General features: G+C 60.7%; 24 protein-coding genes. 17 read left to right on the forward strand and 7 right to left on the reverse strand.

Annotated elements, in window-relative coordinates:
* Positions 1-25 precede the first annotated feature (25 nt).
* From AC1Q9M_RS19220 to AC1Q9M_RS19240, 5 genes are read left to right on the forward strand one after another with little or no spacing between them, the layout of a single operon-like run.
* Positions 26-904, forward strand: a complete 879-nt coding sequence (locus AC1Q9M_RS19220) for a branched-chain amino acid ABC transporter permease (protein WP_492435182.1) — start codon at positions 26-28, stop codon at positions 902-904.
* Positions 901-1,836, forward strand: coding sequence for a branched-chain amino acid ABC transporter permease (locus AC1Q9M_RS19225; RefSeq protein WP_492435184.1), 936 nt, complete (start codon positions 901-903; stop codon positions 1,834-1,836). Before AC1Q9M_RS19220 ends, AC1Q9M_RS19225 begins: the two co-directional genes overlap by 4 nt.
* Complete coding sequence (locus AC1Q9M_RS19230) at positions 1,833-2,567, forward strand: ABC transporter ATP-binding protein (protein ID WP_492435186.1); 735 nt, start codon at positions 1,833-1,835, stop codon at positions 2,565-2,567. The genes AC1Q9M_RS19225 and AC1Q9M_RS19230 overlap by 4 nt, the downstream gene beginning before the upstream one ends.
* A complete protein-coding gene (locus tag AC1Q9M_RS19235; RefSeq protein WP_492435188.1) occupies positions 2,560-3,267 on the forward strand; it encodes an ABC transporter ATP-binding protein in 708 nt (235 codons plus the stop codon). The genes AC1Q9M_RS19230 and AC1Q9M_RS19235 overlap by 8 nt, the downstream gene beginning before the upstream one ends.
* 7 nt (positions 3,268-3,274) lie before the next feature.
* Complete coding sequence (locus AC1Q9M_RS19240; RefSeq protein WP_492435190.1) at positions 3,275-4,042, forward strand: SDR family NAD(P)-dependent oxidoreductase; 768 nt, start codon at positions 3,275-3,277, stop codon at positions 4,040-4,042.
* A gap of 88 nt (positions 4,043-4,130) precedes the next feature.
* Here AC1Q9M_RS19240 and AC1Q9M_RS19245 read toward each other — a convergent pair whose 3' ends face one another.
* Positions 4,131-4,598, reverse strand: a complete 468-nt coding sequence (locus AC1Q9M_RS19245) for a MarR family winged helix-turn-helix transcriptional regulator (protein ID WP_492435192.1) — start codon at positions 4,596-4,598, stop codon at positions 4,131-4,133.
* A gap of 74 nt (positions 4,599-4,672) precedes the next feature.
* Between AC1Q9M_RS19245 and AC1Q9M_RS19250 the strand changes: the two genes are divergently transcribed.
* From AC1Q9M_RS19250 to AC1Q9M_RS19305, 12 genes are all read left to right on the forward strand, one after another.
* On the forward strand, positions 4,673-6,358 hold the full coding sequence (locus AC1Q9M_RS19250; protein WP_492435194.1) for an FAD-dependent oxidoreductase: 1,686 nt from the start codon (positions 4,673-4,675) through the stop codon (positions 6,356-6,358).
* Between the two features lie 21 nt (positions 6,359-6,379).
* Complete coding sequence (locus AC1Q9M_RS19255) at positions 6,380-7,345, forward strand: Bug family tripartite tricarboxylate transporter substrate binding protein (RefSeq protein ID WP_492435196.1); 966 nt, start codon at positions 6,380-6,382, stop codon at positions 7,343-7,345.
* A gap of 17 nt (positions 7,346-7,362) precedes the next feature.
* The gene (locus tag AC1Q9M_RS19260; protein ID WP_492435198.1) at positions 7,363-8,232 is read left to right on the forward strand and encodes an intradiol ring-cleavage dioxygenase; all 870 of its coding nucleotides are present in this window, start codon (positions 7,363-7,365) and stop codon (positions 8,230-8,232) included.
* A 10-nt stretch (positions 8,233-8,242) separates the two neighbouring features.
* A complete protein-coding gene (locus AC1Q9M_RS19265) occupies positions 8,243-8,560 on the forward strand; it encodes a Dabb family protein (protein WP_492435200.1) in 318 nt (105 codons plus the stop codon).
* Positions 8,557-9,633, forward strand: a complete 1,077-nt coding sequence (locus AC1Q9M_RS19270) for a maleylacetate reductase (RefSeq protein WP_492435202.1) — start codon at positions 8,557-8,559, stop codon at positions 9,631-9,633. The genes AC1Q9M_RS19265 and AC1Q9M_RS19270 overlap by 4 nt, the downstream gene beginning before the upstream one ends.
* A 44-nt stretch (positions 9,634-9,677) precedes the next feature.
* Positions 9,678-10,394, forward strand: a complete 717-nt coding sequence (locus tag AC1Q9M_RS19275) for a 3-oxoacid CoA-transferase subunit A (RefSeq protein WP_492435204.1) — start codon at positions 9,678-9,680, stop codon at positions 10,392-10,394.
* 10 nt (positions 10,395-10,404) lie between these two features.
* Complete coding sequence (locus tag AC1Q9M_RS19280) at positions 10,405-11,046, forward strand: 3-oxoacid CoA-transferase subunit B (RefSeq protein WP_492435206.1); 642 nt, start codon at positions 10,405-10,407, stop codon at positions 11,044-11,046.
* A gap of 581 nt (positions 11,047-11,627) precedes the next feature.
* Entirely contained in the window at positions 11,628-12,632 is a 1,005-nt protein-coding gene (locus AC1Q9M_RS19285; RefSeq protein ID WP_492435208.1) for an L-dopachrome tautomerase-related protein, read from the forward strand.
* Positions 12,633-12,639: 7 nt separating this feature from the next.
* On the forward strand, positions 12,640-13,344 hold the full coding sequence (locus tag AC1Q9M_RS19290; protein ID WP_492435210.1) for a dienelactone hydrolase family protein: 705 nt from the start codon (positions 12,640-12,642) through the stop codon (positions 13,342-13,344).
* Positions 13,345-13,376: 32 nt separating this feature from the next.
* Positions 13,377-14,354 (forward strand): Bug family tripartite tricarboxylate transporter substrate binding protein, encoded by a 978-nt coding sequence (locus AC1Q9M_RS19295; RefSeq protein WP_492435212.1) that lies wholly within the window; start codon positions 13,377-13,379, stop codon positions 14,352-14,354.
* Positions 14,355-14,359: 5 nt separating this feature from the next.
* Complete coding sequence (locus tag AC1Q9M_RS19300) at positions 14,360-15,493, forward strand: alpha-hydroxy acid oxidase (RefSeq protein WP_492435214.1); 1,134 nt, start codon at positions 14,360-14,362, stop codon at positions 15,491-15,493.
* A 391-nt stretch (positions 15,494-15,884) separates the two neighbouring features.
* Positions 15,885-16,817: a LysR family transcriptional regulator gene (locus AC1Q9M_RS19305; RefSeq protein ID WP_492435216.1), complete on the forward strand. Its 933-nt coding sequence runs from the start codon at positions 15,885-15,887 to the stop codon at positions 16,815-16,817.
* A 71-nt stretch (positions 16,818-16,888) separates the two neighbouring features.
* Here the strand turns inward: AC1Q9M_RS19305 and AC1Q9M_RS19310 are convergent, their stop codons facing one another.
* From AC1Q9M_RS19310 to AC1Q9M_RS19335, 6 genes are all read right to left on the reverse strand, one after another.
* Entirely contained in the window at positions 16,889-17,854 is a 966-nt protein-coding gene (locus tag AC1Q9M_RS19310; protein WP_492435218.1) for a Bug family tripartite tricarboxylate transporter substrate binding protein, read from the reverse strand.
* A gap of 100 nt (positions 17,855-17,954) precedes the next feature.
* Complete coding sequence (locus AC1Q9M_RS19315) at positions 17,955-18,596, reverse strand: hypothetical protein (protein WP_492435220.1); 642 nt, start codon at positions 18,594-18,596, stop codon at positions 17,955-17,957.
* A gap of 17 nt (positions 18,597-18,613) precedes the next feature.
* Entirely contained in the window at positions 18,614-19,396 is a 783-nt protein-coding gene (locus tag AC1Q9M_RS19320; RefSeq protein WP_492435222.1) for an SDR family oxidoreductase, read from the reverse strand.
* Positions 19,397-20,297: 901 nt separating this feature from the next.
* Positions 20,298-20,708, reverse strand: a complete 411-nt coding sequence (gene pcaC / locus AC1Q9M_RS19325) for a 4-carboxymuconolactone decarboxylase (RefSeq protein ID WP_492435224.1) — start codon at positions 20,706-20,708, stop codon at positions 20,298-20,300.
* A 33-nt stretch (positions 20,709-20,741) separates the two neighbouring features.
* A complete protein-coding gene (locus AC1Q9M_RS19330; RefSeq protein WP_492435226.1) occupies positions 20,742-21,530 on the reverse strand; it encodes an aspartate/glutamate racemase family protein in 789 nt (262 codons plus the stop codon).
* A 15-nt stretch (positions 21,531-21,545) separates the two neighbouring features.
* Positions 21,546-22,289, reverse strand: coding sequence for an alpha/beta fold hydrolase (locus AC1Q9M_RS19335; protein ID WP_492435228.1), 744 nt, complete (start codon positions 22,287-22,289; stop codon positions 21,546-21,548).
* Between the last annotated feature and the right edge of the window lie 18 nt (positions 22,290-22,307).

Below are 22,307 nucleotides of genomic sequence, written 5' to 3' on the forward strand. Positions count from 1 at the left end.
AGCCCAAGAGACCTGGCGACGCAAAATGCAATTGCTGATTGAACTGCTGCTCTTCGGCCTCACGCTGGGCGGCCTCTACGCGATGATCGCGATGGGACTGACCTTGCAATACGGCGTGGCGCGCATCATGCACCTGGCCTACGGTGAGTGGCTCATTGCCGCAGCGTTCTGCGCCTATGGCCTGTTCACGTGGTTGCACGTGAGTCCATTGGTCACGCTGGCGCTGGCGCTACCGGTGGGATTCGCCGCCAACTGGCTGGTGTACCAGCTGTTGCTCACTCCACTGGTCCGACGAACGAGGGCCGGACCAGCGCTGGAGGTTGACAGTCTGCTGGCGACCTTTGGCCTGCTCTTTGTCGTGCAAGGGGTGATGCTGGTGATCTTCGGCGGCGCTTACCACAGCTATTCCTATGCCGCAGAAGCGGTGTCCGTGGGGGGCGCCGCCATCTCGCTCAACCGGCTCATCATGTTCGGTTTCACGGTGCTGGCAGCGCTTTCCCTCTATGCCTTCCTGACGTACGCGCGCGCCGGCGCCGCTGTGCGTGCGGTGGCGACGGCGCCCGGCAATGCCCCGTTGGTCGGCATCGACGTGCGTCAGGTGTCCGCGTTGACCTTTGCGGCCGGCGGCGCGCTGGTGGCTGCTGGTGGCGTGCTCGTGAGCATGTTCCTGACCTTCAGTGCGTCCATGGGCGTGCTGTTCACGATGAAGGCGCTGATCGTCGTCATCATGGGCGGGGTGGGCAACGTGGCGGGTGCGCTGGTGGCTGGCCTGCTGCTTGGCTTGTCCGAGACCCTCGTGGCACGCCTCATAGATCCCGGCCTGACCCTGGCCGTCAATTATTTGCTGTTCCTGGCGGTCCTGATGTGGCGTCCCGCGGGGCTGTTTGGACGTCCCGTACGATGAAGCTGCCTCAGAAGCGCTCCCTTTTCCTGACCTTGGCAGCGTTGTTGCTCGCCGCAATGCTGCCCGTGCTCAGTGGCAACGACTACTACCTGGGATTGGCCATCAACCTGGCTCAGTATTCGCTCATGGCCACTGCCTGGGCGCTGTTCTCCGGCCCCACGCGCTACGTGTCGCTGGCCAGTGTGGCCTTTTACGGCATCGGTGCCTATGCCGTCGCGGTGTTGGGCGACACGCTGCCGTTGCCACTGGTCTTCTGCGTGGCTGTGGGCGTGGGCGCGCTGCTCGCCTTGCTCATCGGCATGGCGACATTGCGCCTTTCTGGCATCTATTTCGTGATCTTCACTTTCGGCCTGGCCGAACTCGTGCGCCAGTTGGTCACTTGGTACGAGGTCAATGTCACCAAGACCCTGGGCCGCTATGTGTTCCTGGACGTCACGAGCCAGCAGATCTATTGGCAACTGCTGGCGCTGCTTGCGGCGGTTTTCGCCCTCAGCTGGTGGGTGCAGCGGTCGCGACTGGGCTTGGCTTTGCGTGTGATCGGTGAAGACGAGACCGTTGCACGGCATATTGGCATACACGTGACGCGCGCCAAGCTGCTGCTCTTTGTCGCCAGCTCGGCCTTCATCACCCTGGCCGGTGCGGTGATGGCGCCGCGCTGGACCTACATCGACCCCGCTATCTCCTTCAATTCGGTCCTGTCTTTCCAGGTCGTGATCATGGCACTGCTGGGTGGCACGGGCAGCCTGCTCGGCCCCCTGGCCGGCGCCATACCCCTGTCGCTGCTGTTTGAGTTTCTCTCGGCGAAGTTTCCCAACCATTTCTCCATTTTGCTGGGCGCGGTGTTCATGGTCATCGTCTATTTCGTTCCCCATGGTGTGTCCGGTGCGGTGAGTGGCTGGCTGGCCCGGCGCCGCAAGGAGCAGAAGGCATGAATTCAGTGCTTTTGCGCGTGCAAGGCCTTTCGCGCAGTTTTGGCGGCCTGCGTGCGGTGGATGGCCTGAGTTTCGAGATCGCATCCGGTGAAATCCTGGGTTTGCTCGGACCCAACGGTTCCGGCAAAACCACGGCGATGAACCTGATCTCGGGTGGATTGGTCGCCGATGCAGGCACGGTCGAATTCGATGGTGAGGCCGCGCAACATCTGCCTGCCTTCCGGCTCGCGCACCGCGGTCTCGCGCGCACCTTCCAGCTCGTGCGCGTGCCGGCGAACCTGACCTGCCTGGAAAACGTGATCAGCGGCCTGGCGTTCGGACCTCGTGGGGTCTGGGGGACCGTTGCAAGAGAGCGCGCGTCTGCGCTGCTGGCGCGTGTTGGCTTGGCCGACAAGGCGGGAGCCATGGCGGGCGAGTTGACTTACATCGACCAGAAGCGCCTCGAAATGGCGCGTGCTCTGGCCTTGCAACCCAGGTTGCTGCTGCTGGACGAATGGCTGGCAGGTCTGAACCCCACGGAGCTCGCGGACGGCATGGCTCTGGTGCGACAGATTCGCGACGATGGCTTGACCATCTTGATGGTCGAACACGTCATGGAGGCCATTCGGGCCCTCTGCAATCGCTGTGTGGTCATGAATGCGGGTCGCAAGATTGCTGAAGGCACGACGGCCGATGTGCTGGAGCACCCCGAAGTGCTGAGGGCCTACCTGGGAGGGGCGATCCATGCTTGAAGTCGCTGACCTTTCCGTCTCCTACGGCCGACACCGCGCACTCAGCGGGGCCGCGCTGCATGTGGCACAGGGGGAAATCGTGGTGTTGCTCGGTGCAAATGGCGCGGGCAAATCGACCTTGCTCAAAGCCGTGGCCGGACTCACAACCGCTCACCCGGGTGCGCGGGTGACGTTGAACGGTCAGTCACTCGTGGACATGGCATCACACCGTATCGTCAACGCCGGTCTGGCGCTGGTGCCGGAGGGACGCGGCGTGTTCAGCGAACTCAGTGTGGCTGAGAATCTGGCGCTGGGCGCCTTTCCGCCGCGCGCTCGGCCGAAGGAGGGGGAAACCCTCGAGACCGTACTGGCCCTGTTTCCGCGCCTCGCCGAACGGCTGAGTCAGCAGGTGCGCACCATGAGTGGTGGCGAGCAGCAAATGGTCGCCATCGGGCGTGCGCTGATGTCCGCGCCGGACATCCTGCTGCTCGACGAGCCCTCTCTAGGGCTTTCGCCGCTGATGGCACACGAGTTGTTCCAGTCGCTGGGCCACATCCGCGAAACCGGCGTCGGCATCCTGCTCGTTGAGCAGAACGCGCACCTGAGCCTACGGGCGGGTGACCGGGCCTACGTGATGGCCACCGGTGTGATGTCTGGAGGTGGTTCAGCTGCCGCGGCGCTGGACGACGACAGTGTGCGACGGGCGTATCTGGGTGGGTGAGCGTCAAATGTACAGCGAAATGCAGGACAAGGTGTGCGTCATCACGGGTGGCGCGGGCAGTGTGGGACGAGCGACCGCCCACGCGCTTGTGGAGGAGGGTGCGCGGATCTGGCTGGTGGACTGTCAGGACGCAGAGCTTCGCGCTGCCGTGCGCGAACTGGACGCCGGCGAGCGCGTGGCGTGGGCCGTCGCGGACGTGGGCGACAGCTCGCAAACCCGTGCCTATTTGCAAGGGGCGCACGCGCGCTGGGGCCGATCCATTGATTTCCTGTTCTGCAATGCGGGCATCAACGGTGCGATTGCGCCCATTGACGACTATCCCGAGGAGGTGTTCGACGCGGTCATACGCGTCAACGTACGCGGCGCTTTTCTCGCGCTGAAGCATGGCTTCCCCCTGCTTGCTGACGGTGCGAGCGTGCTCATCAATGCCAGCGTGGTCGCGGTCACGGCGGACCCTGGTATCGCGGCATATGCCACCTCCAAGCATGCGCTTGTGGGGCTGATGCGCGTCGCGGCAAAAGAAGGGGCGGCACGCGGCATTCGCGTCAACATCATCGCCCCGGGACCGATCGAAAATGATTTTCAGGCCAATATCGAACGACGGCTCACATCCGTGGTCGGGCGCGACGCGACGCAGATGCTCGACGGCTTGATTCCGCTGGGCCGACACGGCAGACCGGAGGAAATCGCCCAGATGGCGCTGTTCCTGGCCAGCGCACGCAGCAGTTTTTCCACCGGCGGCATCTTCATGGTCGACGGCGGTATGCACGTCTGAGCGGCGGGCCTTGCGAGTCAATCGGCTTCGACGCGGGGGCATTGTGCCAGCGTGATGCCGCGTCTTTCTCCGCGGCTGACCGGGTGCCTCAGTTGATGGAGGGCTCCATAGCGGCTGCGTAGCTCGCAAGATCTGTCAACAGGCTTTTCATGCCGCGCGCGCCGATCTCATTTGCCATTTCGGCTTCGGCTTCGGCCACGGCGCGCCCGAATGCAGTCAACCACGCCAGGCCCGCTGGCGTGAAGCGCACAACACGGACTCTCTTGTCCATTGAATCCGGCACGCGCTCGACCAAGCCCAGCGTTTCGCACTGGTCGATCAGCTCCGTCATCGCAGGGTTGGTGATGGAAGCCCGCCTTGCTAGTTCAGTGATGCGAGTGCCTTCCAGGTCCAGATGCCGTGTCAGGTTCACGTGGGAGAGGCGTGTCTGCGAATGTCCTGCTTCGCGCATGAGGGCCATGACCCTTTCCTCGAAGCGGCGCAAGGCATTGCTGAGCACGCGGCCCGGATTGTGTGTGCGCCATCGGTAGGCGAGCGGATCGTTCGGGTTTTCCATAGGAATTTTTGGTAGCCTTCCGCCAGATATTTTGGTAACCTAACTAATAATTTTATTAATGAGCAGGATAACCCATGAACATTGAAAACCATACCAGTGATGGCCAGAAACAGGCCCTCGAAACCGACGTGTTGATCGCCGGGGGTGGTCCGTGCGGCTTGATGCTGGCAATCGAACTCGGCCGCCGCGGCATTCGCTGTTTGATGGTCGACGCAAAGCCAAGCACAGCCTTCAATCCCCAAGCCAATGCGACTCAGGCACGCACCATGGAGCATTTCCGAAGGCTGGGATTCGCCGAGGAGGTGCGCGCTCTGGGCCTCCCTGCCGACCATCCGACGGATATTGCCTATTTCACTCGTTATTCGAGCCACGAACTGGCGCGCATCCGCTTGCCCACCGCGGCCGAGGCGGTGGTCAAGATCAAGGAGATGGCCGGCTCCTGGAGCGCAGCGGAGCTCCCGCACCGTGTGTCGCAAAAGTTCGTCGAAGAGGTGTTGCGAGGCCATGCGCAGTCTTGGCCGACGAATGACGTGCGCTACGGCTGGACGCTGGAGCGCTTCTACGACGACGGCGACGCCGTGAGCGCCATGGTCCGTCCCACCGAGGGAGGCCCTGCGCAGGAGGTGGTTGCCAAGTTTCTGGTGGGCGCTGATGGCGCGCGCAGCTTTGTCCGCAAGGAGCTGGGCATCGAGTGGGGGGGCGTCACCGGCATCCAACGCGAGTTCATGGGTGGAAAGATGTTCGCCATCTACTTGCGATCACCGGAGTTTCTCTCGGCTCTGAAATATCCCAAGGCATGGATGTACGTCGCGGTAAATCACCAACGACGTGCATTCATGGCCTCCGTAGATGGCCGCGCCGAATATGCATTCCACGCCGCGTTGCGCCCAGGTGAGGACGCCGATGCGTGGACGGAGGCCGATGCCCGTCGCGTTTTCAAGGAGGCCGTCGGTGCCGAAGTTCCGATGGAGATTCTTTCGATGGGAACATGGCTTGCAGGGCACGCCTTGGTCGCCCAACGCCTGCAGTGTGGGCGTGTTTTCATCGCTGGCGATGCTGCCCATCTTTTCACACCGACGGGTGGTCTGGGCTACAACACCGCCGTGGAAGATGCGGTGAACTTGGCATGGAAGTTGGCCAGTGTTGTCCGTGGTCAAGCGCCCCAGGCGCTGTTGGACAGCTACGAAGCGGAGCGCAAGCCGCTTGCGGAACGCAATACAGGCTTTGCGCGGCGTTTTGCTGACTCCGTGGGCCTGTTCAGCGCGAAACCTGTGCTTGACGAGGAATCGGTACACGGAGAGGAGGAGCGGCAGATGGCCTCCCTTCACCTCAATCAACATGCACGACTCGAATTCAACATTCCTGGCGTTACCTTCGGTGGTCGTTACGACGCATCGCCAATCATCGTCAGCGATGGTGCCGTGCCCCCGCCGGATGAGCCGAACGCCTACATCCCGACCGCGAGTCCGGGTGGACGACCACCGCATGCGTGGCTAGAGGATGGGACGTCGCTGTTCGACCATTTTCACAGCGAGTGGACGCTGCTTGCATTGGGTCCAGAGGCGCCTGCCACTGTCGCATTCGAAAGCGCTGCCCAGACGCTTTCCGTAGACCTGCGCGTCGTCAGGTTGCCCCAGGCGTCTTTGAGCGAGCTGTACGAAGCACCATTGGTGCTGATTCGCCCTGACCAAATTGTCGCTTGGCGTGGCAAGAACGGAGACGATGCGAAGCGTGTGCTGATGCACGTCACCGGTCGATAACCCCACGATCAAGGAGATATCATGAAGGTGCCAATCCGCCCACTCTTCTGGCTGCCGCTCATTGCCGCAGCTGTTACGGTGCTCACGCCTGCGCACGCACAGACATGGCCCACCAAATCGGTTCGCCTGGTATCTTCCTTCCCCCCAGGTACGCCGGGCGATGTGATTGCGAGGTTGATCCAGCCTGCATTGCAGGCCGCATGGAAGCAACCCGTCGTCGTGGAGAACAAGCCTGGAGCTGGTGGCAATGTGGCGGCAGCCGACGTGGCCCAAGCCAAGGACGACCACACCTTGCTGGTCGGCCCCGACACGGTGTTGACGATCAATCCGCATCTTTACAAGAAGCTGGGCTTCGACCCGCGGCAAGCACTGAGGCCAATAACCTACTTCGCGAGCTTCAACCAGATGCTGGTGTGCAATCCCGCATCTGGGGTCAACACGCTTTCGAAGTTCATCCAGTTACCGCCCTCTAACACATACGCCTCTGGCGGGCCGGGCACACCCAGCCACATGGCCATGGAAATGCTGCTAAGCGCCGCTGGGACAAAGCAGACGCATGTGCCCTATAAGGGCCCGGGGCCTGCCGCGCAGGACGTGTTGGCGGGCCACGTGGGCTGCGGCTTCATTGTCTCCTCCGTCGTTCTGCCGCATGTGCAGGCAGGCCGGCTGCAGGCGGTCGCTGTCTCCAGCAAGGAGCGCTCTGTGTTGCTGCCCACCGTGCCGACGGTGGCCGAAAGCGGGTACTCCGGTTTCGACGCGACCTTCTTTGAAACCCTGATGGCACCTGCGAGCATTCCCGCCGCAGTCGCGGAAAAGATTCAGCGCGAAGTCCGCACTGCGCTGACGACGACGGCCATGAAGGCGCGGTTGGCCGAGATGGACCTTCGGGTCGAGGCGAGCACGCCGCAGGAAGCTGAGCGGCGTGGCCGGGAGGATTTCGTCAGATGGGGCGTCATCGCGCGACAGACACAACTGCAGCTTGACTGACCACCAAGGAGAGAAATATGCGTAACCTTGATCAGAACACCATCACCGAAGCCGTGCTCGCACGCCATGCACCTACGATGGACCCGCGCTTCAAAAAAATAATGACCAGTTTGGTCAACCACCTACACGCGTTTGCGCGCGAAGTCGAACTCACCGAAGAGGAGTGGCTAAAAGGAATCGAGTTCCTCACGCGATGCGGCCACATCACCGATGACAAACGCCAGGAGTTCATTCTGCTGTCTGACGTGCTTGGGCTGTCGATGTTGACGGTGGCCATGAACAACGACAAGCCGCAAGGCTGTACCGAAGCGACTGTATTCGGCCCGTTCCACGTGGAGGGAGCGCCGCATCACGAACTTGGATCGGACATTGCAAACGGCGCCCGCGGTACACCCTGCCTGGTTCGGGGGACGGTTCGCGGCATTGACGGAGGGCCTGTGCCGAATGCCGAACTCGACGTCTGGCAGTCCGATGAAGACGGCCTGTATGACGTGCAGCACGCGGAACTTGGTCACGCGCAAGCGCGAGCCATCCTCAATGCCGACGAACAGGGCCACTATCACTTCCGATCCATTCTGGCGGTCCCTTACGCCATTCCACATGATGGTCCGGTGGGTGATCTGCTGAAGGCGGCTGGGCGCCATCCGTGGAGGCCGGCTCACCTGCATTTCATGATCAAGGCCGAAGGCTATGAAACGCTCATCACGCATGTGTTCCGCAGCGACGATCCTTACCTTGACTCTGACGCTGTGTTTGGCGTTCGCCAGTCGCTGATCGCCGACTGGAAGCGGCAGGCCGACGGGAGCTACCTCGTCGAATATGACTTCGTGCTGAATCCCAGCGACATGAATCCTCGCACGCTTCAGCATGACGCGTCTACGATTTGAAAGGCAGACAATGATCCGTCACATCGTGATGTGGAACGTGCGCGGCAGCACACCAGAAGAGAAGCGCGGCAATATCGATCTCGTGCGCAGCGCATTTCATGGCTTGAGGAGGCACGTCCCCGGACTGATTCATCTTGAGATCGGCGTTGATGCCAGTCAGGTTGACTACGCCTGCGATGTGGTGCTGTACAGCGAGTTCGAATCGCAAGCGGCCCTGGAAGCGTATGCAAGCAACCCGGAGCATCTGAGAGTGAGGGATGAGCTGGTGGGCATCCGAATCGAGCGGCATCAGGTGGACTATGAGGTTGAAGAAATGAGGCTCCAGTGAAGGACTTCGTCTACAACGGGCAACCCTCGAGGGTGGTGTTTGGTGCGGGTGCTTTAAAGCACCTGGAGCGGGAAATAGAGTTCCTGGGCGCACGCATGGCGCTGGTGTTGTCGACCCCCGAGCAGCAGGATCAGGCCCAAATGGTGGCGGACCGCCTGGGCAGTCGAGCGGTCGGCATCTTTCCACGGGCCGTGATGCACGTACCAATAGAAACGGCGCGCGAGGCGCGCGAAGAGGCTCGCCGCTTGGGTGCCGATTGCGCGATTGCCATTGGAGGTGGGTCTACCACAGGTCTAGGAAAAGCCATCGCCATGGATTCCGGCTTGCCCATTCTGGCCATTCCGACGACCTATGCGGGATCGGAGATGACGCCTATCTACGGCATCACCGAGGCGGGATTGAAGAAAACCGGGAAAGACCCGCGCGTGTTGCCGCGCACGGTCATATACGACCCCGAGCTGACGTTGAGTTTGCCCGTCGCAATGAGTGTGACCAGCGGTATGAACGCGATTGCGCATGCCGCCGAAGGTTTGTATGCACAAGACAGCAACCCCGTGATGGAGCTGATGGCAGAGGAGGGTATACGCGCTATCGCGCAGGCTTTGCCCATCATTCGCGCACGGAAGGACGACGTGGCTGCGCGCGGCGATGCGCTGTACGGTGCTTGGCTGTGCGGCGCGGTTCTGGGCAATGTCGGCATGGCACTTCACCACAAGCTGTGCCACACCTTAGGTGGCAGCTTCAACCTACCGCACGCCGAGGTACACACGGTCATATTGCCTCAAGCGATGGCGTTCAATGCCGTGGCGGCGCCTGACGCCATGGCGCGTATCGCTCGCGCACTTGGAATCACAGGCCGGGCCACCGCAGGCGCTGGGCTGTTTGATCTGGCCCTCAACAATGGAGCGCAAGTGGCGCTGAAGGACATTGGCATGAGAGCGGAGGACCTGGATCGAGCGGCCGACATTGCGGTCAGCAACCCGTATTGGAACCCTCAGCCATTTGGCCTGGCGCAGCGCGGCGACATCCGCCAGTTGTTGCAACGCGCCTATGAAGGCGTGCGGCCTGGGTAACAGAGGAAGTTCCAGGACAACGCTGCACTACTGCTGGACACGCCATGATCGACAAATTTTCCCCCTCTATCGCAGACGCGCTCACCGGCATCGAAGACGGCGCCACCGTGCTCATCGGTGGTTTCGGCACCGCCGGCATTCCCGGTGAACTCATCGACGGCCTGATCGACCAGGGCGCGCGCGAGCTCACCGTGGTCAACAACAACGCCGGCAACGGCGACACCGGCCTGGCCGCGCTGCTCAAGGCCGGGCGCGTGCGCAAGGTCATCTGCAGCTTCCCGCGCCAGGCCGACAGCCACGTGTTCGACGCGCTCTACCGCAGCGGCCAGCTCGAACTCGAGCTGGTGCCGCAAGGCAACCTGGCCGAGCGCCTGCGCGCCGCCGGCGCCGGCATCGGCGCCTTCTTCACGCCCACCGGCTTCGGCACCGAACTCGCGAAGAACGCCGACGGCAGCGCGAAGGAAACGCGCGTGATCAACGGCAAGTCCTATGTGCTGGAGTACCCGATCTTCGGCGACGTGGCGCTCATCAAGGCCGAGCGAGGCGACCGCTGGGGCAACCTCACCTACCGCAAGGCCGCGCGCAACTTCGGCCCGGTGATGGCCACCGCCGCGAAGCGCACCATCGCCAGCGTCTACGAGATCGCCGAACTCGGCAGCTTCGACCCCGAGGCCGTGGTGACACCCGGCATCCACGTGAGCGCCGTGGTGCGCATTCCCCGCGTGGCCACGCAGGCCGGCGGCTTCAAGACCGCCGCCTGAGGAAGACTCCATGAGCTACACCCGAAGAACCAAGGACGAACTCGCGCACCGCGTGGCGCAGGACATCCACGACGGCGCCTACGTGAACCTCGGCATCGGCCAGCCCACGCTGGTGGCCAACCACCTGCCCCCGGGCATCGAGGTGGTGCTGCACAGCGAGAACGGCATCCTGGGCATGGGCCCGGCGCCGGCCGCGGGCGAGGAAGACTACGACCTGATCAACGCCGGCAAGCAGCCGGTGACGCTGCTGCCCGGCGGCGTGTTCTTCCACCATGCCGACAGCTTCGCCATGATGCGCGGCGGCCACCTCGACATCTGCGTGCTCGGCGCCTTCCAGGTCTCGGCCACCGGCGACCTGGCCAACTGGAGCACCGGCGAAGCGGGTTCGATTCCCGCCGTGGGCGGTGCGATGGACCTGGCGATCGGCGCCAAGCAGACCTGGGTGATGATGGACCTGCTCACCAAGCAGGGCGCGAGCAAGGTGGTGGCGCAGTGCAGCTACCCGCTCACCGGCATCGGCTGCGTCAAGCGCATCTACAGCGACCTGGCCACCCTGGCCTGCACGCCGCAGGGCCTGAAGCTCATCGACAAGGTCGACGGGCTGGAGCACACCGAGCTGCAAAGACTCTTGGGTATTCCATTGGAGCTCTGAGTGGCCGTTTGAGTTGACGCAGGCGGATGCTGCGTTCGCAGGCGACGCGTAGGTTTTAAGGGACCTGGCGCGTGTCAGCACATGCGGAGGTGCGTCCGATGCCGACTGACGGGTGACCACCAGGACCTATCGCTCCGCCGACAGTGATGTTCGTGTCGGGCTGGAAGGCAATGCCGACGTAAGCACCGCAGGTGCGACCTTCCAGATTGGCTCAAACGGTGGCCGCGAAAGATATGGCGCTCACCAGGGTCGGCCCAATGAGGGTGTGATGTGGACTCGACACACCATCCTCCGACGAAGCGTGTTCTTGATTTCGCCAGTTGCGCGCGACATGCTCGTGCAGTGCGAAACTCCTGGGCCTGGCTTGCTCTGATCGACTCCGACTTGTCATGAAAAAACGCCCGTGAAGTATCTGCTTCATGCGGGCCGGCGGTTTGCGATCACAGGCTCTCTGCGTTGCAGTCCGAGTTGTTGGTCCGCGCTTTCGAACATGCGCCTTGCTTATACGGCGAAAGAGCGATCATCCTATTGATGCAGGTGTCCGCTTTCTCCAGAATCTCCCGCATACACAAGGGGAGACTATGAAGCTGATCGCTGGACCGCTTGAGAAAATAGCGGCTGTGGACGTACGCGTCACCAATGTATGTGTTTCGCAAGAGGGGCGCGTCATCTGTGGATTTCCTCGATGGCAAGATGACTTCAGTCACCCACCTGTGGCCGAGGTTGTTGTCGGGGCCGTGCCCAGCTCGCTGTTGCCCCAACACTGGGGGCAGTGGCATCCCGGCAAGGCAGGAGATGACCATCTTGTCAGCATCCATGCTCTGCATCTGGATCGCTTCGACCATCTGTGGATCCTTGATGACGGGTGCCCCAAGCTGGGCCAACCTGTTTCGGGTGGACCTAAGGTCGTGCAGTTCGATCTCGCCGATGATCGAATCGTCAGAACCTATTCACTGGAAGCACCGGCCACGCACGATCGCAGCATCTTGAGCCACATGCGCACCGATGCATCTCACATTTACGTGACAGATGCAGGCTCGGGTGCCATCTTGATCATTGACCGCGCGTCCGGCGCCGTGCGCCGTGTCCTTGATGGACACCCGCTGACGCAGGCGGATCCAAGCATCGTTCCGATGATCAATGGAAAGCCATACAAAAGCGCCCACGGCAAGGTGGCTACGCTGCATCTGTCGCATCTCGAAATCTCAGGTGACGGACGCTGGATGTATTTCTGTCCGCTTTTCGGGCCGCGCCTTCAGCGATTGCCGATGGAGAGCCTACGCGATTCAGCCAAGAGCGATGCCGATCTCGCGCGCGAGATCGAGTTCGTATGCGACATCCCACCAGTGGCTGGCATCCACGCTATTGGGGAAACAGATTTCCTACTGTGCGCGGCAACCGACGGGGCCATCCTTCATCTGCATAGCGATGGTCAGATGTCCACGCTACTGAAGCATGAGCACATTTGCTTTCCGAACGAAGGCAGTTTCAGCTCCGATGGCAAGTGCTTCTATTTTCCAAACTCGGGCGCCCATCTGATTGGCCGTCCTTTCGAAATCATGAGATTTCACCTGTCCCGCCACTGACCTGAACATGAACTCCACCAACACCATTGACTTGTCCCAGACTTTTCAGGGTCATAGCTTCCAACATACTGTGATGCGCGATGCTTCGCACCAGCCGGCGCGCTGTGTTACCGCGCTGGTGCCCAATTTCATGGGCATTGGTCCAGGCACCGAAGAGCTCGCACAGGAGTTTGTGCGCCCGGGGGCGGACGTGCTCATCCTCGATGTCTACGGCGGTCGGCGTCCCTCGAGTCACGAGGAAGCCGGCGTGCTCTCCGAGGAGGTGCGTGCAGATCCCCGAGTGGTGACGCAACAGCTTCGTCTCGCGATAGACGCCTATCTCGATCGCCAGTCCTTTTCATTCAATGGCGTGTCGCTCCTTGGATTTTGCTTTGGCGGTGCCGTGGCGCTGGAGCTCGCGCGCACGGGTTTGCCACTGCATGCCGTGGTGGCGTTGCATGCAGACCTGAGCACTCGCTGGAACGCTAACGAGATTCAGCACGCGAGTCGCATTCTGACTATCCAGGGAAGCGCTGATCCGCTGGTCCCGCTGTCCCAAATCAACGCTTTCCACGAGGAAATGTCGCGCTTCCGAGTGGAGTGGCGGCTGACGCTGCTGGGCGGTCTTTATCACGCATTCACCGACCCGAACGCGAATGTGCCAGGTGTTGCCCAGTTCGACCCAGCGGGTCGACGCCATAGTTTTGACCAGGCCCGATCGTTCATGGCCTGAGACTGCTCAATGACAAAACCCAGGAGACAGACATGGCCCCGTGTTCACGCACCGCCCTTCTCGCAAGATGGCTTTTCATCTGCGCACTCGCCAGCGTCCCCCTTTTGAGTGCCCATGCGGCATATCCCGAGCGTCCCATACGAATCATCGTCCCCATCGCCCCTGGCAGCGTCACCGACGTGATCATGCGCAAGGCCGCTCAGTCGCTATCGGAGCAGCTCGGCCAGTCGATCGTCATCGACAACAAGCCTGGAGGGTCCGGCATTATTGGTGCCGAGGCGTGTGCCAAGGCCGCGCCAGACGGCTATGTCGTGTGCGCGATCTACCATGCCACGACCTCGTTCAACCCAATCTTCTACGACCGCCTGCCCTACGATCCGGATGGCGACTTCACGCCCATCACGCGGCTTTTTTTCCTGATCGAAGGCATTGCTGCATCGTCGGCCACGGGCGTGAAGTCCTTTGGTGATCTTGGCCGTTTCGTGAAGAGCAATCCTGACAAAGTTTCCTTTGGTACGTTGGGCGATCAATCGGTTCAGCAGTTGATGATCGGCTGGATGAACAAGCGACTGAACAGTCAGATCGTTGGTGTGGCCTACAAGGGCGGCGGACCCATCGCCACCGCGATTGCAGCCAACGAAATTCAGATCGGGCAGATGGGCATCGGAAATTTCATCGCGATGAGGGATGCCGGCAAGCTCAATATCCTGACGGTGAACAGCGATCGCCGCTCACCCTTGTTGCCGGACGTGCCGACCATGACGGAGCTTTCACTCGATGGCTTTGATACAAAAAGCTGGTGGGGCCTTGCCGCGCCAAAAGGCACACCCCCGGAGGTCGTGAGTCGCCTTCAGGTGGCATTCAAGGCTGTATTTCAGAGCGCCTCGTTTAGGTCTTTCTTGCAATCGCAGTATGTTGAGGAAGCGCTGACAAGTCCGGACGAATTTCAGACCTTTATTCGCCAAGACCGTGCCAAGGCGCAGAGCTTGGTGAAGCTTTACAAAAACTGATCAGAGTGCGGAGCTATTTCAACATTGAAGGTCTGCGGCGCGCTTGTCATCGCAGGTTGCCACAGTGTCTTGCTGATTTTTACGAAGGTGGCGCCGAGGATGAGGTGACTTTGCGCGCCAATTCAACGCAATTCACGAGGACGAAGCTTTGGCCGCGGGTCTTGCTGGGTGCGGAAACGCTCAACTTATCTCGCACACTGTTCGGTGTTCCACACGCGTTGCCCTTTGGGATCGCCCCGATGGGCGGGCTGGGTTTCGGCTGGCATCGGGCCGACATCGCCTTGTGCAGCGCGGCAGCATCGGCGGACACCGTTTACACGCTTTCAACCATGGCGACGGCGAGCCTGGAAGAAATCGCGGCCACTGCCGCTCCACATCGCTGGTTCCAGGCACATCTCTTTCAGCCCCGATTCCGGACGCATCACCTCATCGAGCGCGCGCGGACATTGGGCTTTCACGCCTTGGTGGTCACTGTTGACTTGCCCGTCGGAGGAAAACGGGAGCGGGATCTGACGAATCGGTTTGTATTGCCCTTTCGGCCCGATGTCCATCACATCGTCGACTTCCTCTTGCATCCGAGGTGGCTGTCCACCATCGTTCGCCACGGCATTCCACGCATGCCGAACCTGAAAAAGGGCACCGGACCTAGCGGCATGAGCACCATCGGCCATGGATTCGACAGCGGTTTCGACTGGGCGGCATTGCACGACATCCGCAGACTCTGGCCAGGACCTTTGATTCTCAAGGGCATCCTTCACCCGGCTGATGCGGCCCTTGCCGTACACGCCGGTGTGGATGCTGTATGGGTCTCGAACCATGGAGGGCGCCAGTTGGATGGAGCCGTGGGCACGCTCGAAGCCTTGCGTGCGGTGAAGACTGAAATTGGTGATCGGCTTCCCGTCTTCTTTGATGGTGGGGTGACACGAGGGCAGCACGTGCTGAAAGCATATGCATTCGGGGCCGATTTCGTATTCGTGGGTCGCGCGGCGTTGTATGGAGTCTGCGCTGGCGGTAGCGACGGAGCACGCACGGCATTGCGTGTTCTTCAGGAGGAACTCACCCGTGCAATGCAGTTGTGCAACTTGCATGACCTTACCCAAGCGGCTTCGTTGGTGGAGCCCGGTATGCTGCCGGAGTAGGATATTCTTGGGGCCGCGTGCGCAGGCTACAGCGAATTTTGCGCAGTGCCTCGCTAAACCAATCAGGGCGTTCCCACTGTTGATGTGGCTGGATGGTGCCGGCCAAAGCGGCATGGTCGAAGGCCGCCGCCGCCCCACAGTGCAGCGGCACCCCGAGGTACCCGTTGTGCCACTGGTAGTCTCTTCCTTTTTGCGTCGCGGTGGGCAACCCGCGACGAAGTCGCCGCCCCCGCTGAGTGGGGCAACTTCAATGCCGATGCCTACCACCAAGCAGATGGAACACGCAGACCACAGGTGTTAGCACTGATGCGCGTGGGGCGCCCGCTCAGTTCAAATCAGCGCTCTTTGAATCCGTACGACGTGGTTCGACCGCGTCGGTTAAGGTCAAGCGATGGATCATGAGAAATTCGACCTCAACCTTCTGAGCCTATTTGAAGCAATCTATCGGCTCAGAAGTGTCAGTCAGGCGGCTGATGCGTTAGGTCTCTCGCAGCCAGCCGCGAGCAATGGGCTGGCAAGATTGCGGACGGCCTTGGGCGATGCGCTGTTCGTGCGCGCCGGCGGTCGTATGCACCCAACCCTTCGAGCTGATCGCATAGCATCCGTCATCCTGCCAGCGGTGTCGGCCATCCAGGATGTCGTGGCACGAGACAGCTTCGATCCGAAGCTTGTGAGAATGAGTCTTCGTATGCAGATGAGCGATATCGGCGAAGGGCGTATGCTTCCTGCGCTGATCAGCGCCCTTCATGTTGAAGCACCCGGGATTTACCTCGAGACGTCGCCACTTGATTATTCGGAGGTGGGGGCCGCCCTCGACTCCGGTGCAATCCATTTTGCGCTCGGCTATCTGCCACATGTGGAAGGAACGGAACATGTTGAGATCGTTCACGACCGCTATGTGATCGTGGTGCGCACCCAACATCCACTGTGCGTTGATAGTGGGCCATCTACAGCGCTGCAAAATCCTCATGAGCTTGAGTTCGTGGCTGTAAGAAGTCATGAACCAACGCGCTGGATACTGCGAGAACTTGGACTTGAAGCGAATGTCCGTCTGACGACGGAGAATTTTCTTGCCCTTCCGGGCATCATTGCCGGCACCGATTTGGCTGCTGTAATGCCGCGACCACTGGCTTTGGAATTCGCAGCTCGGGAACAGTATGAGGTGCTCCCCATTGTCCCGACACGCGCCTCGTTTGCCGTCTCACTTCATTGGAGCAAGCGCTTGCAGAATGACCCTGCGCATCAGTGGCTCCGAAACACAATCACGCGTGTTCTCCTCGATCCGAAGCTTGGACACCATAAGTATTTCTCAGCCGCTCACTGACCGCATTCCTGCTGCGCTGCCCCAGCGACTGATCGCTGGGGCAAGCTCTGTCGAGTGTTTGGATGCGTCAGTCAGTCCAAGGTCACGTTCGCGACTTTGACCAGGGCTGCGCCCTTCTCGCGATCGCGGGCAATTTGAAGTTGCATTTCGCGTGGCCCTTCTTTTCCCGGGCTAAAAGTCAGCGGATCCATGACGCGGACTTTAAAGGCCGGGTCGTTGACGATGGCAATCGTCTCCCTTGCCACTGTGTCAACGATGGGCTGCGGTGTGCCGGCTGGCGCGAACAGACCCACCCACGTGCGCATGAAGAAGTCTCCCAACCCGAGTTCAGCGAATGTCGGCACGCTCGGCAGAAATGGACTGCGTTGTGTCCCGGTCACGGCAAGCGGCACGAGCTTGCCGGACTCGATGTATGGCTGGAGGGCACCAATCGGCAGTAGTGTTATCTGCGACTCCCCTGCCAGAACGGGCTGTAGAGGATTGCCGCGGTACGGGACATGGGTGACCTCCCATCCGGTTTTCGAGCGAATCCACTCAAGGTAGAGGTGTGAGTTGCTTCCGTTGCCAAACGAGGCCCAGTTGAGGGCCGCAGGATTGGCTTTGGACAGTGCCACGATTTCTGGAATCGTCTTGGCAGGCACACCGCTTGAAATGACGATTGCGGTGTTGGCCCAAGCAAGAATGGCCACGGGCGAAAAGCTTTTCTCCGCGTCATACGGCAATTTTTTGAATAGATGAGGATTGAGCGTCACGCTGTCACTGAGCGTCAAGCAAAGAGTATGGCCATCTGCTTCAGCACTCGCACACGCTTGCATACCGATGGTTGTGCTCGCGCCAGGACGATTGTCAACAACGACTGGCTTTCCGAATTTGCGCTCCAAATTCTGTCCAAGGAAGCGGGCCACGCTATCCGGCCCCGTGCCGGCCGCCGACGGTACAATGATTTTGATGGTCTTGGTTGGCCAAGCCAAGGCGCTTCCCGATAGGCCGATCAAAAATAGACCCAGAGAGAAAATAGCTAGAAATTTTCGAGGCATTTGGACGTCTCCATTTAATTATGGTGAGTGCCGGGGGACGTTTTCTTTTGTTGTTGAAAACGATTCCAGTGCGTACTATTGTGTCGAGTCGAAAGGCGGGTTATACAATTCCGAGTAATGTTCGGTATTGCGGCAATTGGATGGCCTCCTGATACTGCTCTTCCAGGATCTCCAAATGCTTCTCTCCGGATTGCACCTCCGAGGGATGCATCTTCCAATAAGAGCGCGTGCCCGGATCCTCCAGGATGTACTCCCCGGTCAGCTTGGCATTCTCGTTGTAGCACCAGGTTTGCGTCTGGTACTGGGTCATGTAGTAGTGGGCATCGAGGTCATCGATCTCGAATCCGTACGCTTGGGCCATCGGTCCGGTCAGCTGGTATCCCCACATGCCAAAGGTCGCAAACCCCCAGTCGCTCACCATGTAGTCGTCACCCATGGGGCCCAGCAAATTCAACATGCCAGAGTCGAACAGCCCTCCGTAGAAGGTCGCCACACTTTCACGGCCGTCGTAGACCGTTGTGCGCAAGCCGTCGCTGTGGCAGTAGTGGGGATGATCAACAGTGAGGGCAGGCGTGAGGATCTGCTGCCAGCGGCCCGTCACTTCCAGCAGACCGTGGATGTGGTGGTTTTCCAGGATGGCCCGATGTTTCGGATTAGTTGTCTTCGCGAGAAGACGCTTCACGGGATCGAAAGTGGTGCGCGGGTCGTAGGTCTTGCGCGCAGCGGGTTGAGGCTTGTTCATGGTCGTTTTTCGGTGGTTTATTTGCCTTGATAGGTGAAGCTCGTGAGGCCGCCGTCCACCACCAGACTCTGGCCAGTGATGTAGCTCGCCTCATTTGAGGCGAGGAAAAGAACGGCACTTGACACTTCCTCCGGCTGCCCCTCGCGTCGCAAAGGCACTTGGGACTTGATGCGTTCGCGCAGGGCATCAGACGCTTCCCGCGTCATCCCAACGGTGCGTTCGCCAAAATCGGTGTCCATTCCTCCTGGAATGACGATGTTCACGCGAATCCCTTCTGCGACCAATTCGGCTGCTAGCACACGATTCAGGTATTCGAGTGCGGCTTTGCTGGTTCCATATGCCGCCAAGCCACTGCCATTTGCGATTCGACCTGCCGCAGAACCGCATAACACCACGGCCCCTCCCCGAGAAACTTTTGAATGCAATGCCTTGAGCAGAAAGTAGGAGCGTTTGAGGTTAAGATCGAATACGCGATCCCAGGTTGCTTCATCCATTTCGCCCAAGCGCCTAAATCCTCCGGCGCCTGCATTGAGAAACACGACGTCCAGCTTTTCGATGCTTCCAACTGAAGCGGTCACGTGGTCAATTCCTGCCTGCGTGCTCAAATCTGCCTCTAAAGCGAGCGTCTGAGATCCGAGTTGCTCTTTGGCCTTGGAAAGTTGCGCCGCATCACGCCCGACGATGATGACGCGCCCACCTTCGCTAATGAAGTCCCGTGCGACGGTGAATCCCAGCCCTCGGCTCCCGCCAGTAACAAGACAGGTTTTTCCTGTAAAGCGCATCGTTCTATCTTTAATCATCTTTTCCTTAGAAAGTGGCTCCAGGTACGGCGTTAGCCCCGGAGGCGTTTGACCAATTGATGCAGCAAGTCTAAAATTTGCGCGTTCGAGATGTTCAAGTTTTGACTGATACGAGTCAATGTGATTGAAGGTATAGACAAAAATTCATTTTGCGAATAATGTCGAGGCTCGAGCTAGGGGCCAACTCGCAAGTTCACGTCCGCGCGATGCGTGGCGACCAGCATTGAGCGAGCCACGGCATGCGCTGTGCTGAACGTGGCGCGGTGACGCTTCATCAACATCTCGCTTGCCGTCTTCGTCGGTGGGTCAGCGATATTCCCTTCAGGCCGTATCGGCGAAGCGCGGGGCGATCTACATGTCACTACCGCGTAGCACCCGCATCGCCTTTCCGTGTGTGGGGGCGGCGCTTCAGGAACAACGTCAATCCGCTGATCGATACCCTGTGTCAGCGCCGCCGCCGGTGGCGTCGCTCACAGAGCCAGAACGGGGGACGAACTGAAACACGAACGCCCCACATTCCTGGGTGTGCATCTTGTGGATAGAGGGATCGACCTCGGTGCGCTTGAGGTAGTCCTATTAGCAGGGTAAAGGCGGCAGGAACAACGAGAACATCTTGATCTCGCTGGGTGCGTACAGCGCATAGAGGACCGCTTCATTACCAGTCTAGGAATTCCGCCGCACTCTCCCGGGTCAGGGGTCAGTGGAATTCAACAACTCCGACAAATGCAGTACGAAAAACCGTTCGATCAGCTCGCTACACGCCGATTGCTTGGTGCAACTCTGATACGACCGGCGCGAAGTAGATGGCTCGCATGGTGAGAAGGCCGCGTTTCGCGGCGTATCAATCTTGGGCAATCTTCAGAATTCAGGTAATGATGGACGACCTCCCCGCCACCTGATCTCACGGAGCCTCGGCTTGTTCAATTTCTCTCAAAGCTTCAGTCGCGATCCGGAATGCATCAATGGCCGCGGGCACTCCACAATAGATGGCTGCTTGAAGAAAGACCTCTTTGATCTCATTGCGAGTGAGGCCGTTGTTGATCGCGCCACGCACGTGCAGTTTCAGTTCGTGTGGTCGGTTCAGCGCGGTCATCATCGCTAGGTTGAGAAGGGAACGTGTACGCCTGTCCAGGCCCGGGCGATTCCAGATGTCACCCCAGCAGTACTGCGTGACGAGCTCCTGCATGTCGATGTTGAAATCGGTGGCATTCTGGACTGCGGCGTCGACGTATTCGGCGCCCAGGACCTCTCGCCGTGTGGCGAGACCGCGATCGAAAAGGGCGGGGTTACGGGGTGCATAGGGTCGGGTCACGGAAACTCCTGGTGGTAGAGGGAAGACAAGGATTCAAATGCGTGGTGTCTGTAGCGCGCGGCGCACGTCCGCCGGCACCTTCGGATATTCCCATCGGCGGCCGGTGCGCAGGCCCGCCACGCCGTAGGCACGCACCAGCATTTCCGTGTGCAGGACGTTGATCGCGATGCCATCCAAGATGCCGACGCCATCGACCTCCGTCAGGCCGAGGTGAACGACGAGTTCGTTGAGCACGCCTTCGCCGGGGATGATGACGTCCGCACCCGCGGCGATGGCCTGCCGGCAGGCGTTCTCGAACGCCGCCCGCACGACCTGCGGCGCATCAAAGGCTGCCTGCAGGGCGAACTCGTCGAGCTCGGGTTCCAGGCTCAGGACTTTCGCGACGCGGCGCTCCAGCCTGTGTCGCGCGATGCCCTCCTCGAGCATATGCACACCCGCTGCGGAAATGGTCACGACGCCGACGCTGGCGGCCGCCGAGCAGCCGGCCAGGATTGCGCTTTCCGCCATCGAACTGACCGGGATGTCCAGGCTGGCCCGCAACTCGCGCAGCGCGGGTTCGGCGAACGTCGCCAACATCACGGCGTCGAAACCTTCGCGCTCGGCGGCCTGTGCCTGCTCCAGTACCAGGCTGGCCACCCGATGCCTTTCGGCGGGATAGGCGATCGCTTGGGCGGGAGACGAGGAGCCATACGTTCCCACCGGCACGCCATGCAGGATCACCTGCGTGCCCCGACTGACCACCGCCGCGTACCGTCGCTCCAGCGAGGCAGCGTACTGGGGCAGGGTCTCGAGTTCAGTGACGGACTGGTGCCAGATCCTCATGCCACACGCTCGCTTTCACATTGAGTCATTGCACGGGAGCCGCGAACCAACGGCATCAAGGGCCTTCGCGGCGGTCTCGGCCGCGACAAGCCACTGGCGCATGGCGCTGGCGACGGCTGCAGGCAGTTCCAGCGTCGAGAGGTGGCCGGTGGGAAGGATGTCGAGTTCCGCTCGCGGAATGGCGCGCGCGATCTCGTTATTCAGGCTGGGCGGCGCCAGGCGGTCTTCGTCGCCAGCGATGACGAGGGCGGGTATCTCCAGCCGTGCCAATTCCTCGCGTCGGTCCTTACGCTCGGCTATGGCAAGCTGCTGTCGTACGAACACCTCCGGGCCGAGCTCACGCGTCATCGTACCCACCGGCCCGGCGAGTTCGGGCTTGCCGCCGGCCACGAACGTGGACACTTTCTCTACGACCTGATCGAACTGGCCGTCGCGGACTAGGTCCACCATCGCATGGGCGCGCTGGCGCTGCTCGGGCGACGCGCCTCGTGCGTTCGTGTTGAGCAGGATGACGCCGGCGACGCGGGGATCCTTGCGCAGCGCCACTTCCATCGCGACATAGCCGCCCATCGACGTGCCTGCGACGTAGAACCGGTCGGGTGCGCCTACGAGTATTTCATCGCCCCAGTCGGCGATGCTCTGGCCTTCGCAGGCGGCGATGGTGGGATCGACCAGATCGGCCAGGTGCTCGAGGACGGGTTGCCACAGGCGGCCGTCGGCGGCCAGTCCGGGAACGAGGATCAGGGGGATGCGGTTCATATTTTTTTGCTCCGGCGG

It is taken from the genome of Hydrogenophaga sp. GW823-FHT04C09, from assembly GCF_058796355.1.

Bases quoted from the DNA above. Each gene is read 5' to 3' on its own strand.
- AC1Q9M_RS19310 (WP_492435218.1), bottom strand. From the start codon at position 17,854: ATGCCTCGAAAATTTCTAGCTATTTTCTCTCTGGGTCTATTTTTGATC.
- AC1Q9M_RS19320 (WP_492435222.1), bottom strand. From the start codon at position 19,396: ATGATTAAAGATAGAACGATGCGCTTTACAGGAAAAACCTGTCTTGTT.
- AC1Q9M_RS19295 (WP_492435212.1), top strand. From the start codon at position 13,377: ATGGCCCCGTGTTCACGCACCGCCCTTCTCGCAAGATGGCTTTTCATC.
- AC1Q9M_RS19225 (WP_492435184.1), top strand. From the start codon at position 901: ATGAAGCTGCCTCAGAAGCGCTCCCTTTTCCTGACCTTGGCAGCGTTG.
- AC1Q9M_RS19260 (WP_492435198.1), top strand. From the start codon at position 7,363: ATGCGTAACCTTGATCAGAACACCATCACCGAAGCCGTGCTCGCACGC.
- AC1Q9M_RS19245 (WP_492435192.1), bottom strand. From the start codon at position 4,598: ATGGAAAACCCGAACGATCCGCTCGCCTACCGATGGCGCACACACAAT.
- AC1Q9M_RS19335 (WP_492435228.1), bottom strand. From the start codon at position 22,289: ATGAACCGCATCCCCCTGATCCTCGTTCCCGGACTGGCCGCCGACGGC.
- AC1Q9M_RS19230 (WP_492435186.1), top strand. From the start codon at position 1,833: ATGAATTCAGTGCTTTTGCGCGTGCAAGGCCTTTCGCGCAGTTTTGGC.
- AC1Q9M_RS19250 (WP_492435194.1), top strand. From the start codon at position 4,673: ATGAACATTGAAAACCATACCAGTGATGGCCAGAAACAGGCCCTCGAA.
- AC1Q9M_RS19290 (WP_492435210.1), top strand. From the start codon at position 12,640: ATGAACTCCACCAACACCATTGACTTGTCCCAGACTTTTCAGGGTCAT.
- AC1Q9M_RS19235 (WP_492435188.1), top strand. From the start codon at position 2,560: ATGCTTGAAGTCGCTGACCTTTCCGTCTCCTACGGCCGACACCGCGCA.
- AC1Q9M_RS19315 (WP_492435220.1), bottom strand. From the start codon at position 18,596: ATGAACAAGCCTCAACCCGCTGCGCGCAAGACCTACGACCCGCGCACC.
- AC1Q9M_RS19240 (WP_492435190.1), top strand. From the start codon at position 3,275: ATGTACAGCGAAATGCAGGACAAGGTGTGCGTCATCACGGGTGGCGCG.
- AC1Q9M_RS19280 (WP_492435206.1), top strand. From the start codon at position 10,405: ATGAGCTACACCCGAAGAACCAAGGACGAACTCGCGCACCGCGTGGCG.
- AC1Q9M_RS19255 (WP_492435196.1), top strand. From the start codon at position 6,380: ATGAAGGTGCCAATCCGCCCACTCTTCTGGCTGCCGCTCATTGCCGCA.
- AC1Q9M_RS19275 (WP_492435204.1), top strand. From the start codon at position 9,678: ATGATCGACAAATTTTCCCCCTCTATCGCAGACGCGCTCACCGGCATC.
- AC1Q9M_RS19285 (WP_492435208.1), top strand. From the start codon at position 11,628: ATGAAGCTGATCGCTGGACCGCTTGAGAAAATAGCGGCTGTGGACGTA.
- AC1Q9M_RS19265 (WP_492435200.1), top strand. From the start codon at position 8,243: ATGATCCGTCACATCGTGATGTGGAACGTGCGCGGCAGCACACCAGAA.
- AC1Q9M_RS19330 (WP_492435226.1), bottom strand. From the start codon at position 21,530: ATGAGGATCTGGCACCAGTCCGTCACTGAACTCGAGACCCTGCCCCAG.
- AC1Q9M_RS19220 (WP_492435182.1), top strand. From the start codon at position 26: ATGCAATTGCTGATTGAACTGCTGCTCTTCGGCCTCACGCTGGGCGGC.
- AC1Q9M_RS19305 (WP_492435216.1), top strand. From the start codon at position 15,885: ATGGATCATGAGAAATTCGACCTCAACCTTCTGAGCCTATTTGAAGCA.